General features: G+C 41.5%; 9 protein-coding genes. 2 read left to right on the top strand and 7 right to left on the bottom strand.

The annotated features are described in order from the left end of the window. Positions 1 to 1,497 (top strand): ABC transporter substrate-binding protein, encoded by a 1,497-nt coding sequence (locus CH352_RS16845; protein ID WP_100705204.1) that lies wholly within the window; start codon positions 1 to 3, stop codon positions 1,495 to 1,497. On the opposite strand, the gene CH352_RS16850 is transcribed toward CH352_RS16845, so the two are convergent. Then, complete coding sequence (locus tag CH352_RS16850; protein ID WP_100705205.1) at positions 1,472 to 3,865, bottom strand: transglycosylase domain-containing protein; 2,394 nt, start codon at positions 3,863 to 3,865, stop codon at positions 1,472 to 1,474. The genes CH352_RS16845 and CH352_RS16850 overlap by 26 nt on opposite strands. Positions 3,866 to 4,074: 209 nt before the next feature. Here CH352_RS16850 and CH352_RS16855 point away from each other — a divergent pair, with 209 nt between their 5' ends. Next, complete coding sequence (locus tag CH352_RS16855) at positions 4,075 to 4,977, top strand: class I SAM-dependent methyltransferase (RefSeq protein WP_100705206.1); 903 nt, start codon at positions 4,075 to 4,077, stop codon at positions 4,975 to 4,977. 2 nt (positions 4,978 to 4,979) lie between these two features. Here CH352_RS16855 and CH352_RS16860 read toward each other — a convergent pair whose 3' ends face one another. The 6 genes from CH352_RS16860 to CH352_RS16885 form a co-directional block, all read right to left on the bottom strand. Further along, positions 4,980 to 6,236, bottom strand: coding sequence for an NAD(P)-binding protein (locus CH352_RS16860; protein ID WP_100705207.1), 1,257 nt, complete (start codon positions 6,234 to 6,236; stop codon positions 4,980 to 4,982). Between the two features lie 88 nt (positions 6,237 to 6,324). Next, positions 6,325 to 8,169 (bottom strand): OmpA family protein, encoded by a 1,845-nt coding sequence (locus CH352_RS16865; protein ID WP_100705208.1) that lies wholly within the window; start codon positions 8,167 to 8,169, stop codon positions 6,325 to 6,327. Positions 8,170 to 8,357: 188 nt separating this feature from the next. Continuing rightward, the gene (locus CH352_RS16870) at positions 8,358 to 8,618 is read right to left on the bottom strand and encodes a hypothetical protein (protein WP_100705209.1); all 261 of its coding nucleotides are present in this window, start codon (positions 8,616 to 8,618) and stop codon (positions 8,358 to 8,360) included. A gap of 151 nt (positions 8,619 to 8,769) precedes the next feature. Then, positions 8,770 to 9,135: a DoxX family protein gene (locus tag CH352_RS16875; RefSeq protein WP_100705210.1), complete on the bottom strand. Its 366-nt coding sequence runs from the start codon at positions 9,133 to 9,135 to the stop codon at positions 8,770 to 8,772. 343 nt (positions 9,136 to 9,478) lie between these two features. Continuing rightward, entirely contained in the window at positions 9,479 to 9,673 is a 195-nt protein-coding gene (locus tag CH352_RS16880) for a hypothetical protein (RefSeq protein ID WP_100705211.1), read from the bottom strand. A gap of 173 nt (positions 9,674 to 9,846) precedes the next feature. Beyond that, positions 9,847 to 15,324, bottom strand: a complete 5,478-nt coding sequence (locus tag CH352_RS16885; RefSeq protein WP_100705212.1) for a beta strand repeat-containing protein — start codon at positions 15,322 to 15,324, stop codon at positions 9,847 to 9,849. Positions 15,325 to 15,421: the final 97 nt, after the last annotated feature.

The raw sequence follows: 15,421 nt of genomic DNA on the forward strand, positions 1-15,421 counted from the left end.
ATGTTTTATCCTAGATTTCTAGACTCGGTCACTTCCCGATTTCAGGTCGGACCGAAACCGACTCTTACCTTTTCTCTGGCTTTCCTTCTTTTGTCCCTTCTTTTTTATGATTGTGGAAAAGTAGAGAGAAGTCCCGAAAAACTGGTATTTTCACTCCCTTCTGATCCAATCTCTTTAGATCCGATCCGATCGACTGACTTATCTTCCAGAATTGTTCTAAAATATATCTACCCAAGACTTTTTGAAATGAATGAAGAAGGTACAATTCTTCCTTCCTTAGTTAGATCATATAAGTTAGCAGCAAGACCTTCTTCCAAGATCAGAAGATTGATCTTGGAACTTCACTCTGATACTAAATCGAACGTAAACGCTCAAACAGTCTTGGGATCTTTGGAAAGATTGAGAAAAACTCCGGGGCCAAGAAGAAGTACATATTCTTTTTTAAAAGGTGGAAAGGTTCTCACAGGTTCAAGTTTGGAAATTTATTTCGAAGGTGGCCTTAGGGAAACTTTGGAAAAACTTTCATTGCCTCAAGCTTGGATCTATTGCGGGCCTCCTGAATCGGTATGCGGTGATTTTAAATTAGTAGAGTGGAAGAGAAATAATCATCTTAGATTGGTTGCAAATCATCCCAACGATTTGGGTTCAGAGATATTGTTCAGAGTTCTTCCGCAAGCAAGCACTGGATTGTATTTATATTTCAAAGACGAATTGGATCTGATGAAATTGCCTGTCTTTCTTCTCAAAAATTCATTGGTAAAAGAAGATCATATCTCTGTTCGAAAAGGAGGAGGCGTTCAATATATAGCGATCAATGCTAAGGATTTCTGCTTCGATAAGAACTTTAGAAAAGCATTAAATTATTCAGTAGATAAACGCACAATCATTCGGGTTTTATTAGAAGGAAAAGGAGAAGTATCAGTAGGTCCATTTCCAAAGTCCATTTCGGACACCTGGACTTCTTCCGAAGAAGTTTATCCTTACGATCTTGCAAAGGCAAAAGAATTACTTTCTAATTCTGTTTGTTATCCTAAAATTTTAGAAAGAGAATTAGAATTTAGGATGAGGGGAGACGAAGAGAATCAGGCAAACGGTGCTGCAATCGTTCAAAACCTGAAAGAATTAGGATTGAAGATTAGAATTCTCCCAATGGAAAAAGCTGCATTATATAAAGAGAATGGAGAAGGAAAGGGAGATCTAACATTGCTATTTTGGTATGCGGATCTTCCTGGGCCTTTTGCATTTTTGGATCCATTATTTGCAGGAGATAGATTTGGGAATGGAGGAAATCGGGCCTTCTACTCGAATCCAAAAATGGAAAAAATTTTTCAAGAAATTAGATCCACAGATAAAACGGATATAAATCCTCAGATTAAAGAAGCGTTTTCACTTTTATCTGAAGATGCTCCTTGGATCTTTTTGTGGTCCCCATATGAGTTGTATCTAGTAGGGGACCGATTACCAAAAGATCCTAATCGTCGTTCGGATCTTCCTTAGTTTCAGGAAGTTCTAATTCTACCGCGTCTTCTCCGGACAAAGCTTCTTCCGAGCCGTTAGTAGAAGTAGTTCCCTCTGTTTGGGTGACTGTAGGAGTAGTAGCACCTCCGCCAGGTTGATCTCCCACGTAATAGTACTGACCGTAAAGAGGATGTTTGCATTCTGCTTCGTTTGATAAGAGTCCGCCGGTCTCAGCGCAGATGTCCACTTTCACATAATCTCCGTTAAATGGAGTGATGAGACTATCGCCGAAGCCTAATGTTCTGGCGACATGAGAAACATATCGAAACCAAATGGAACCGCTTGTCCCAGAACCGGAACCAGGGAAAGGAGCGCCCAAATCATTTCCTACCCAGACAGCAGTGACTAAATTCGGATTCACACCTGCGAACCAAACGTCTCTCACACCTTTTCTGGAGCCCCAGCGTTTTTGTGCTTCTTTAGGAGATTGAACAGTTCCTGTCTTTCCGCCTAGTGGGAATTTTTCTCCTTCTTTCAATGCAATTTTGAGTGTACCTTCTTCCGATACGACTGCTTCTAATAAGTTTAATGTCATCGCGCAGGCGACAGGATCTAAAATTTGCTCTGCCTCTTTAGGATCAGGAAGAGTGTTCATATAAAGTTCGGAACCTTCAAAGTCGGTGATCCTAAGTATTTCCACAGGTTTTACTTTTTTACCGTTATTTGCGATTGTTGCATATACTGTTGCCAATTCTTTAGGAGATAATTCCCCCGAACCAAGCGCCAATGTAAGATTGTGTTGGAACCTTCTACTCAACTCGGAACTGTCCAAATCCAAAATTTTTCCGAGAGTATGGATGAAATCGCCTACACCAATCTCGTCCATGAACTTGACTGCGATTGTGTTTACGGATTGAGCGAATGCAGTTCGAGTCTGCATTGCGCCTCTATGGCCTTTATACCAGTTTTTAGGAGCATAACCTCTGATCTTAATCGGTTCATCCACAACGATAGAAGTCGGGGTGGCGATCCTTTTTTCGAATGCCATCAGATAGACAAGTCCTTTGATCACGGAACCAGGCTGTCTAACTGCGGAAACCGCTCGGTTTAGTCTGAATATATTAGAAATTTTGTAACTACCGACCATTGCCTCCACGTATCCATTTGTAGGATTAATGGAGATCAAGCTTCCGTTCATATTCTCGATGATCTTATTTTGTTTGGAAGCCTCTTCCGTCTTGCCCGCTTTTAAGTAGTTGGCCTTATCTTCGGAAAGTTTCTTGCGAACAGCTTCTATTCCTTCTCTGAGAGAACGTTCTGCTGCTTCTTGTTTATCATAATCTAATGTGGTATATACATTCATACCACGGCTTTCCAGATCTATCTCTGAAAAATTTTCGATTACGAATTGGCGTATCCCGAAATTAAAGTCAGAAGCCAGATTGATCGTAAAATCTTTATCGAATCCGTATTTTCCTATTTCGGAAGTGATGACTACTTTATCTTCTTCTTCCTTCGTTTCTTCTACTACATAGAAGGATCTGAATTTGCGGATATTCGCATCTACCTTCTTCTCAAAATCTCTTTCAATAGATTTGGGATTCGGATGTAGATTTTGGTTTTTAGCCATAACTGTCATCACCATCTTCTGTCTTTTGAGAGCTATCTTCGGATTTCTGACTGCATTATAGTTAGAAGGAGCCGGAATTGTTCCTACAAGCAAAGCCGCTTCTGCAGGAGTTAATTCGTATGCAGGTTTATTAAAATAATAACGAGAAGCTTCTTCTACTCCTGTGTTCCCTTCCCCTAAGAAAATACGATTTAGATACATTGCTAAGATCGTATTCTTATCGAACTTGCTCTCTAGATAGAATGTACAATAAAATTCGGTGAGTTTGTTAAATACGTTTCGAGCTCCCAGATCTAAAGTAAGTTTTGCCAACTGCTGGGTGAGAGTAGAGCCACCTTGCTTTTGGAAAGTAGTTACGTTGATAATAATTGCTCTAAGTAGAGCGGTAAAATTTACACCATTGTGTTCGTAAAAGTCCCTGTCCTCGGAACTGAGCAGAGCCCATATTATATTTCCATGATTTGCTAAATTGTCGGTCCGAATAGGCCTGAATTTTCTGCGGGAAAATTCCCCGATCAATTTTCCATTTTTGTCCAGGATGCGGATCGGTTTGATCTCATTTGGATCGTATGCATCTGAAACTTCTCTCTGGAAAGTTTCCAAATTGCGGGCAACTTCTTCCTGTTTGGTGAGCCATACAACATAAGATCCGCCGATCAGAAATGAAAGGATTACAATCCCGGAAATGACCGAGTATTTGAGGATGGATCTCCAGTTTGTTTTAGAATATTGGAGGAGTGCAGCTAAAATTCCAAGGATACGATCTTTGATGTTCATAAGGTCCGTCGGTAGGTTTTCCGCCATAAGTTAGGGAAAGAAAAGGACTTTTTTTACGGATTTTTGTCCGGATCTTGTTCTCTTATGTCGGCATGAAACATATCCGAAAGGTCAGGAGAACGGACAAATAAAGAACGATTCTGGTAGACAGTTCTGAAATTCTATGTCCAATAAAGTTTTGCTTTGGGTAACCGAAGAACTTAGGGATCATGGAAGACCTACCATACAAAAAAGAAATCTCTCTTCGCCATCATTCTCCCTTTCCTGCAAAGACTGAGATCTGGCCGAAGGTCAGACTATTATTCGGAAGGGAAGGAATTCCTACAGATCTATCTCATCTATATTTGAACGAACATGGAGAATCCTGGGCCAATTTGGGCTATTGGGAGAATACAAAGGAATATGGAACGGCATGTGCGAATTTAGCGGAACATTTGGGAACATTAGCCGGCTTGGATCAAAATTCCAAACTATTGGATCTGGGATTTGGATGCGGAGACCAATTTAGGATTTGGGAAAATACCTTCGGAGTAAATGTTTCGAATATATACGGGATCAATATCTCCAAGATACAGATCGAATTCGCGAAAAGACGTTATGAGGGTAAGGGCACTTCTCCAAATTTAATTTTAGGAAGTGTAGAGGGGTTGGCAAAATTCGAGGACAAGACCTTTGATGTAGTGCTCGCCTTAGACAGTTTGTATTTTATACCGAACCGAAGTAGATTGGTCGGTGAAGTTTATAGAATTTTAAAGCCGGGAGGAGTATTCGTATCTGCAGAGATACTATTCTCCGATCGGAAAATTTCATTTTGGGAAACTTTTAAAAGGAATTTGATCTCTAAAATGGCAAAAATGTCTTCCGATCTTAAAAAGGTGGAAGGTATCGTTTCCGAATATTCTGCCTTAGGATTTAACTTCGAAGTTTTAGAAAGAATAGATCCTTTTGTATTCCCAGGGTTTTCCCAATTTATATTAGAAAAAATTAAATCAGAAAAGAAGATCCCTAAAAGACTCGCAGGAAGATACGAAATGTTAGGAGAATATTTCGGCTCCGAAACGATCAAAAAACATTTCGAATATTGGATCTATAAGGTCAGAAAACCTGAGTAGTTTTAAGATCTAAGCGAACCTTCTACCCATCTTTTAACATCCAAAGAAGTGGAAACTCCCGCTTCTAAAAGCGGCATTCCATATCTAGCATAAGATCCGCAGAGCCATATTTTTTTACCAGGAAGCTCCTGTAATTCTTTCAGTTCCTCTAAGATCTTTCTGGAAGCAATGTCTATTACGGGTCTTTCGAATTTAGATCGACTGATAAAATCTTTTTCATTCGGTTCTATAAGTGGGTTCCAGGTTTGGAATACAGACTTACCTTTCATTGAAGGAAGGACTTTGTTCAATAAGATCGTAGCAGTTGCGGTGGAGCTATCTTGGGAAAGAGAAAAGCACATAGGCGCCCAATGTCGTTTTTGTTTGGGCATAAACTTTTCGTCGGAATGAACTACTACTTCCGAAGCTTCATATTTGAGTTTGGAAAGTAATGCTTTCTCTTTCGAATATTCTTCCGGAAGAATGGAGATAGCCTGGTTGGCAGGAGCTGCGACAACTACTCTGTCGAAAAGTTCTTCCCCGTTATCAAAGATCAGCTTTACTTTATCTTTTTCTAAAACGATTTTTTTAGGATCAGTGCTCAAACGAACGGAAGAAGCCCTTTTAGAAAGTTTTTCGGTAACATCTCTGGTGCCTTTTTCCGGGGTTAAAAATCTTAAGAATTTCAGACCACTGGAATGATAGCCGATAACCACTTCCGCGGGATAATTTTTAGCGCTTTCGGAAGTACAGGTATTGATTGTGGAAAACATAGGGATCAAATACAGATCTTCAAATTCTACAGAATAACCGAATCTGCTTAAAAATTGAGAGATAGTAAGTTGTTCTCCCTCTAAAGAAGAAAGTTCTCTTTCTGATTCTTCGTAAAAGCGAATCGCATCCGAAAAAATGCGCCTAGAGGTTTTATTGGAAAAGCAGACCCAATAAGGGATTGGAACAAAATTGCCTCCAATACCCAAAGTAGAAAAACCGAAATAAGTAGTGCCGTCTCCGTAATTTAAGGAAAACGAATAATCTACAGGTCTTACTTCGATCCCCGCTTCTTTGTATAGATCCAGAAGACAGGGATAATAATTACGTTTGAATGCTCTGAAGGGAACATCCACACGGATTGAATGTCCGTTGGAGAACAGATCGGTACCGTGAGCATCCATACCGACCAAAGGATGTTTTTCTATAAGAGAGACTTCATGTTCTTTGCCTAAGTACCAAGATGCGCTTAAGCCGGCGATTCCACTACCGATGACCGCTATTTTCATTCCGGATTAGAATCCTTTTTTAAAACAAAAATACAAGGTAAAACCTGAATTTAAGGAAGGAATGCTACAAAAAAGGAATCGAACGAATTTAATCTACGATCTGTAACACAACTCTTCTATTCTTTTGACGGTCGGAAGCGTTGTCGTTGGAAGAAATTGGTTGGCTGTCCCCAAAACCTTGTGTACGAACTCTCGCATTGTCAATTCCATGTCTGGAAATCAAATAATCTGCCACTGCTTTCGCTCTATTTTCGGAAAGTTCCAGGTTGCGCTCTCTTTTTCCTACGTTGTCCGTGTGACCTTCGACTGAGATTTTGAGTTTAGGATTCGATTTTAGAAAGTTCGCCAAACGATCCAACTCCGGTTCTGAATCCTTGGAGATCTCAAATCTATTAGTCTCAAAGAATAAATTGTTCAGAAGAATTTGCCGACCCACCGCCAAAGCAGGAAGTCGAAATTCCACATCTAATTTTGCGTCTTCTTGTTTAGATTCGGTAAGATCTATATTTCTAGAAACGGAAAGATGGCCAGGTTTCTCCGCATAAAAACCGTATTTTTCTCCATAAGGAAGAACTAAACTAAATGAACCGGTTTTGGAATCGCTTTTAGCGCTTCCTCTTTTTTCCAAACGTGTTAAGGATTCGTAATGTATTTCCGCACTCAAAGGATTTCCTTCTTCATCCAAAACTTTACCATTGATCACTACAACCGGGTTCGGGCGAAAATCGCGTGGAAGATACGCCATATAGAGTTGACCTTCTTTACTTACATAAGCCCAGTCGCTATTTACGGGAATAGAGAAGAAGTTTACACCTTTCAAATTAGCCGAGACCTCGACCGGTTTAGTCCAATTATCCCAACCTTCTCCGATTCTTTTGGTCACATATACGGAAAGGCCTTTATGACCGTCGCTGCAGAAATAAAGAGTCCTATCATCTCCTGCTAAAAACGGAGCTGTCTCTTCCGAAGAAGTGTTTACTACCTCACCTAAATTTTTACCGATCGCAAACGAACCATCCGATTTTTGTATGCTAACATACAGATCCAATTTACCGTAAGAATCAGGCTGTTGGACCGAATAGATCAGGATCCTTCCGGAAGAAGAAAGAGTAGAGCCTCCGAAAACGGAAGTATTATTTTTTAGATATATATTCGCAAAATCAGGGAAGTTAATCGCCTTGGGATAAGACCAACTTCCTTTTTCTTTATAACTTTTATATAATGGAACAGTCGCCTTATTTTGGAGTTGATTGAGTTTGCGAAGGTATTCGTAAGCAAGTTGTTCTTCCTTTAAGCGGAATTCCATTTCGTCTCTTGTGTTTCTTCTCAATTCTTCTTTTTTTTCTTGGAACTCAACTTGGATCTTATGAGTAGCCTCGTCATCGCCGAAAGAGCCGAAGACAAATAATTCGTTGTTACTAGGAAGAACTGCGATCACTGCAGAGTTTAGATCATTATTTAAAGGAGCGGACATCTCTTTCCCGTCTCTCCAAAAACCTTTATCGTCCTTCTCCGCAAACCAAATCCTTTGAGTGCCTGATTTACCTTTGCTAGAATACACAGTCCAGAAGATAGATTGCCCATCAGGAGTCACTGTTGGATTAAAAGCGAAGTAACCTCTGTTTACATAATTCGGAATTCTTTTCAAAGTCCAATCTGCAAGGCCTTTGGATTCGGAAAAAGGATAGGGCTCATAACGTATTGGGTCGCAATTTTCTCCTCTCATCTGGCAGAGAATACGAATGGTTTGGTTATGAAGTCTGGAAAGTTCAGGACTCAGATCGTTGGAAAGCACCTGGATGAACTCGTTGCCGGTGCCTAACATTCTACCGAATTGAAGAAGTTTACCTTCGACAATCCTTTCCTCCGCAAGAAGATCGGAAGAGAATAAAAGAAAGATAGAAGTAAGTAAAATAGAAAGAAGGCGGTTCATATTATATCTTTCGGAGAATAATATCCTACCCGGAAGAGGGGAAAAGAAAAAATTAAAATAAGGAAGAGATCAGGCGATCTTTGTGTCCTGAGACTTACTGTAATAGCGACCCGAATACTTAAAACTAAGCCGGATATAACTGAAATTTCAGGCGATGCTGAGATTCGCGGTCACTCCGGCTTGTAAACTTAATTGCAGCTGCAGGCGGAGCCTTTACCTCCGATAGATTGAGCATAATTATCAGCATCGGAAGAATAATCAAATTCTTTCAGAATACAAACATTAGAACCTCGAGCCGATTTCATTTGATCCAAGGTGCGGGAATCTGCTTCAATTTTACCGTCAGCGCAGAAGACACTATACTTAGTATTCGCTAGAACATTTGAAGAAGAAAGAGCTAAACCCAAAACCAAAACGCTTCCGCAGATCGCTATCCATAACTTGAACATAAAGAAACTCCAAAAACTTAGAAGGGGAGAATACCTTCTTCTGAAACCCTTTCAATAAATTTTTGATTAGAATAAGAGATAAATCGGCTCTGTAGGAGTTCCAATATCGTATTTACGCGCCGTGTTGGATCTCCTACAACAAATTCAATACTCAGTATGTAAAAGTATAAGCCCAGTAGATGAGAAGTAACTGCAGAGGAAGTCTCAAAAGTAATGCCCAAGTAGGAGGATCTTTTCTAGTCCTCGACTGAAAATGATACACATTGGCAGGAAATACTGCAATCAATAGAAGTACCACTCCCCAAGCCGCTAGCACCTTAGTTTGAGGAAAGAAAAGCCCGAGCCCCAAAGCGATCTCCGCGATACCGCTAAGTTGGACTAAAAGTTTATGATAAGGAATCCAAGGAGGCATGATCCTCATATAAAATTTAGGGATCACAAAATGAAGAATGCCGGCGATCGTATAGATGGTCGCCATGATCCAGAGACTGATCGATTTAGCGTCTAGGTTTTCCATGGAAAACCATACTAAGACAACTATGGTGACAAGGTCTGCCTTTTTTCTCTGTTTTTATTCCGAAACCTTCTCTGCCTGGAATGAGAAGACTTGTTAGCAATTTTTAGGAAGGTGAGATACTTTTCTCTAGTGACGAAGGGACGATTTCTCTCTCGATGATCCGTACGAGGGCCGGGAAATTTCAGCATAGGCCTTGCTCCTTGCCGTTAAATTTGCCAGTGATTATAGTAAAGGGAAAGAAAGTACAAGCGAAAAAAAGAATCTTCAAAAAAAATCCGAAACACCTTTACGCGTATCCGATCATGAAATGACTAATCTGTTAGTGCGGTTCCTGATGGAAAGGTCAAGGGATTGGAAGACCTAATTCTCTTTTGATCAGTTCGTAGACTTGGGCATGAGTAGAATGGTGGATCTTTTTGTTCTGGCAATTTTCTATTAAAAAGGCCTTCACTTTGGCTTTATCGTTAGGGTAACGGCCTGCAACATAGTTGACCTCATGTTCTTCTCCGCAATTGAATAGATCGTGATCTGAAGGCATATAATGTTCCTCGCAGTTTATTTAAAACGTCATGACTTTTGACCATTAAAATCGGGAGGTCAATTAGATTTTAAATCGAATCCGGTTGACTTTTGTTTATTTTTCAAAAAGGCATAACGTTATTGCGTGAGTAAAAAAATTAGAATTACGATCCTTATCGAGTGTATCTCATATTAATCCACCTGGCGGAAAACTTTAATTGCATTCGATCCGGTTCCTGCAGTGACATAGACGTAATTATAATATCCGTCGGAGATGGAAGTAGAGGAAATAAATCTGATATATAATGGGGACACAGTGCCTAAACCGTTTGTTCCTTGTTGGGTCCATCCTGCACTTGTCATTGTTCCCGATGTGCTAGGCACGTTTACACTATTTACTCTAAATATTTTGACACCGTTTGTAGGATCATCAAACCCTACATACAATACTCCTGATCCATTGTTCTGAAGAATACTGATCGCATTCGCGGTGCCCAATTCGGTTTCGGTTCCCGTTATGATCCGCACCCAGTCTCCCGGATCACATGTCGTTGCTCCGCCTGAGGTGGTCGGATCGCATTTCCAAAGTTCTCCTCTCAGATTTGTCTGGCAATCTTGTAGAGTATCCGTATTGGTACAAGTAGAGCCTGCCGCAACATTTCGAGCCATATAAAGATAACCATTGTATTCCAAAAGTTTAGTGATACCTTTTTTGCCGGGATTTACTTTCTCTAAGCCGGATGGTTGAGGAGGTAAAACTAAAGTTGTTCCGGAGAATGAAGTAGGCGTCGACAAAACGGAAGATGTAAATCCTGAAAAATCAGATGAATAACGGATTCCTCCATTATTTGCCACGTAAAGATTTCCATTGTATTTTATAATAGAGTCGATACCGACTACTTTCGATGTGTTCTTCAGGTTATCCGTCGAACCGCCTTTTCCCAAATTGCTTACCGATCTTATTCCCATATCGGTTCCGGTTCCTACTGAAACGATTCCGCCTGGTGCCGTTACGGTATGGTGTGTTAAGATAGGGGCCTGGGTTCCATGGGCGGATGAAAGTCCTAAATAGACATGATTATCCACTGCATAAACCGTCTGAATAGACTTAGTATTAGCTCCGCCTGTGGCACTGTATCCGAATTCAGTCCATGGGAGAATGATATCATTACTTTGAGTAAAATATCCTCTCGTTACCCCGTCCTTCAATACCCCTGAAAGAAGTATCTCGTAATTTACAGAACTGATCGTTAAGGTCGCGGAAGAAAATCCAACTACACCTCTTTCTCCATTCGGCCCCATGTTAGTACCACAGGTAGTGCCGGTTCCGTAACCGAAACTGTCCGTGCCTGAGCAGGTTCCGGAGGAGAAGGAAAATTTCGTTAGGACGGAATTTGAACCATTCGGATCGAATCGGAAGGCTGCATTATTTAAATCGTTCGTGCCGAGATATACCCGTCCTCCGAAGTTGAAGGCAAAGGAGAATACCGAGCCGTCGGTAAACGGATCTGAAAAAAAAGTTCCATCAGAGAAATTTAATATACTCGTTCCCATTCCGATGAACGAGGCCCGATCTGAAGGAGAAGCTTGGACTTGCCTTTCAATTGCTGTTAAGAGAGTATTCGCATCGAGAATACTTCCCCAACTGGTATCACTGAATCCGTCCGCGTCCACATTATTTGCCACCATCACCGAATATGCGGACCCGGTTTGAGCAGAACTATGAGTGATCGTTACCTCGTTTTGCAGACTTCCGCCTAATGTTGCCGAATTAATTGAACCTAAACTTGGAGAAAATTTGTACCGTTTTGCACACTCGGTGCTCGTAGTACATCCAGCCGTTCCTGTTGCGTCATTTCCGGCTACAGGGCTCCTGCTAAATGTTATCTTTATGGAATACAAGGAGATTGACTTTGCGCTGACAACTTTCAATCTTTCGTTCCCTTTAAACGTTAAGGAATTCGGGCTTCCCATCGAATTCGGGAAAGGTGATGCAATATCCGTCACGTTCGAGGAAACACCGACGACATAGTCAATATTGCAAAGACTAGTGGATAGATTAACTTGAATTGTGCTGCTGTTAATGACGGTGGTTGAACTTTTTACCGGGTCTGTGCAAGCGTCAGTTGTCGCCTCTTGTAGGGTAATATTGGAAAGAAGATTTGCTGCATTTGCCGACCCATCCATCAACATTGATTCCGAAAAGGAGATAGTAACTGAGTTCGGTGTGACGTTAACCACACTCAAAAGATAAGGACTGATCGTATCGGTAAAGAAAGATCCGGAGATCGTATTTACTGCCGGAATATTTATGCTTATATTCGGGGGCCCTGCAAGATCTGCAATCGTTCCTAATACTGAAATAGAATCTCCTGAAGCAACCGAACTTCCGGAACCGTTAAAGTATAAAGTCAATATTTTTCCGCTCGAATCCCAGGCTGAAGAGGACAAGCCTCCCCAAGAATGTGAGGAAGATAGAGAGAAGATACTGGAAATCGTTCCGGTGGTCGCAGAAGTCTTATTCGTGTCTTCAGAAAATGTTAAGACGAGAGTATCATCCGAATCCACTCCGAAAGCTGACGCAGAATTATCGGAGGCGACAGCAGTTAAAAGAACCGGAGGAGCTTTATCAATCGTAACGGAACTTAAATCCGCATACGAAGCGACTTCAACACTCGAAACGTTTCCTAAAAGTCGACCTGAGGCGAAATCATAAGCGACAGTTCTTAATTGTGTGCCGGTGACGGAAGAATCGTCAGTGAAAATTGTGATCACCGAATCGTTAGAAATACCTGGATCATCATTCGGAGAAGAAATACTGCCTGTGCCGCCGCTTGCAGAGTCCATTCTTACCGCTTGCGTTCCGCCGAAAGTCCAACGAGTCGCGTCGGTATCTGAGACGGAAGAATCATTCATGTTTTCGGAAAAAGTAATCTTAATCTGATCAATATTTCCGTTCTTGTTTGTGTCGAACAAGGTTACACTTACTATCGAAGGACCCGAGGTTACCGTGATCGGTCTTTGAACAGTGTTGCCCGAGTTATTTGCGGAATCGAAAATGGAGGTTGTTCCAGCAACTTTATCCGATGTATCGTCTCCTGAAATAAAGGCCACATTTCCTAGATAGATCGCATTGAATCCTGAATCCGATGCACATGCATCCGAGCCAATGGAAGCAAGATTTGTCACTCCTGACGCATTTCCGTTCGTATAAGTTAGGTCGGTAAGCGCTAAATCACCTGAGCCTGCGCATGCAGGCGAGTTTATATCACCATACGTCGCTTCGGAGAAGGTCACTGTTAAGTTTGTGCTACCTGCATTGGCCGAGGCTAATACGATTTTCGGTTTCGCTCTGTCGCTCTCGATCAAGGATCCGGAGAAGATACGTGCCACTGTTTTAGAGCCGTCCATAGAGGTTAATCCAGTAGTAACACTAGTTGTTAAGTCGGGTTTTGCACCGGTGTCAAATCCTGCCGATTCCGCAAATTTAAGATAGATAACCGAATCATTCGTGCTGTCCGGTTCCGGAGCTTCCACCCCGTGAGCTAAGACAGCATTAGAATATCCTGATATACTCCAAATGGATTGGGCATTTCCGGAGGAATTCAGAACATAACCTGGAAAACTCGAATCTAATACCGCTTCCGAGAATGTAAGTTTGTAATGATCTATTTTTCCGTTTGAATCCGCATCCATAGTCTCCGCAGAAATAATGCCTATTTCATCGTCAATAATTGAAAATAAGAAAGAGGTATTAGTTCCTAACGTAGCGTTGAGCGGATTCTGCAGACTTAAGGAGACAGTTTCATTTCCCTCGTAAGTCGTATCTTGGATTACCGCAATGGTAATCGTCTTAGAGATTTCTCCCGGATCAAATGTAACCGTTAACGGGGATCCAATGGATGTATAATCAGTTCCGGAGGTGGCTGTTCCGCCGGAATCTACGACTTCAACTTGTACGGATTGACCGGAAGCCGCAGATAGAGTAAGAGTAACGGTCCTATTGGTGTTGCTCTCGTCAGTAGAGTTGCCGGTAGTTCCTGAAAATTCTACCTGGGGTACATCATCGTTATCAAGGATCGTAACGGTCACACTTGTTGTGCTTCCTAATACGACTCCGCTTGGGTTCGACAGAGTGATACTGAAGTTTTCGGAAGGCTCATTCAAAGAATCATCATTTATGCTAAAACTTATATTAGCTGATGTGGATGGATTTGTGATCGTTACTGTTCCGGAGGCGAGTGTAAAATCGGTTCCGGACCCTGATGTAGTGCCGGCAGTCACTACATAATCAACCGTAATGGATCCGGGAACGGCACTGGACAAACCTACCGTTACGGATCCGGTCCCATCCGTCTCGTTTACCGAAATGCTGCTTTGGGTAAAACTGACTGTCGCGGACGAGGTATCGATTTGAATATTTTTATTGGACCCTAAAGAGCCGCTTGCTCCCGGATTAGCTAACGTAAGCGTCGCAGTATTTCCGACTAGGTCGGAAATATTTCCGGATGTTAAACTATTCGTACTTACATAGTCTAGGTCCCCTGATGAATCGCCGGAAGAGACGGTATACTCGAATGTTAAAGTGTTACTACCGCTTCCGGAAATGTAGGATGCGTTTCTATCTACCGTTCCTGTTTCCAATAAAAGAACAGGGATACCTGAAACGGATACAGGTTCGTCGAAAACCGCTTGGATAGAAATCACAGCTCCTATGCCGTAACTTCCGTTATTGCTACTTGATGTTATATTTGTTATTGAGGGAGAGGTAGTATCTATAGAAATACTTTTGGAATTACTTACCGAGCCTGATGTCCCTGGCGAAGGTAATGCGAGGTTTGCCGCATTACCTGCTGCGTCAACAATCGATCCTCCCGTACCTAAATGCAGAGAATTTACGGCAGAATAATCAAGTGCGGAAGTATTATCCGGTGAAGACACCGAAAAGTCGAAGAGTGCTGTTGTGCCCGATTGTAATGATGAGAAATTTGCCGACTTTCCTATATTTAGATCTATATATGGGATACCGGAAATAACGACCGACTCGGAAAAAGTAATGCTGATTTGGAGATTTGCTCCGGGACCGTATGTGTTATTTACGTTTGGACTTGTTGCTGAGGAAACTGTTGGCGGTGTCGAATCTATTCTTAAATCTTTATTTGCAGATAAAGAACCTGCCGCTCCGGGATTTGGAAGAGTGATGTCTAAGTTCTGACCTGTAGTCGATTGTATGAAAGATGTCCCGAGTTGGAGTGCATTTTGGTTAAGGAAATCTAACTCTGCAACATCTTCGCTGCTCCCTCCGACTATGTATCGGAACGTTAGGACCTTTGTCCCAGAGCCGCTTAGGAAAACCCCTTGAGATCCATTGTTTAACGAGAGGTAAGGACTTCCCCCACTGACAACCACAACCTCTTTAAATGTTACCGTAATATCGATAATTTTTCCTGTATTATAAGCTCCATTTGCTTTTGCAGAATTTACGTTTAAGCCTGTTGAGTTTGCTACCGTTGAATTTCCTTGTCCGGGGAAAAAAAGAAAGGAACCTGAACCTCCTTCCCCGCCTGTCGAAGTAAAGAAATAAGTAAATCCCGGCCAAGACACACAATTATTTAATAAAGAGAGGATCAGGATGAAACCTAATCTAAAGGAGATTTTTTTTAAGTTCATGCTTTATTATTAGGGATCAATAATCTTTTTTATCTATTAACACTGACGGATTTTAACCCGTTTGTAATACATTCGGATTAGAAATCGGCCAAACTAA

Source organism: Leptospira hartskeerlii (assembly GCF_002811475.1).
GTDB classification, from domain to species: Bacteria; Spirochaetota; Leptospiria; order Leptospirales; family Leptospiraceae; genus Leptospira_B; species Leptospira_B hartskeerlii.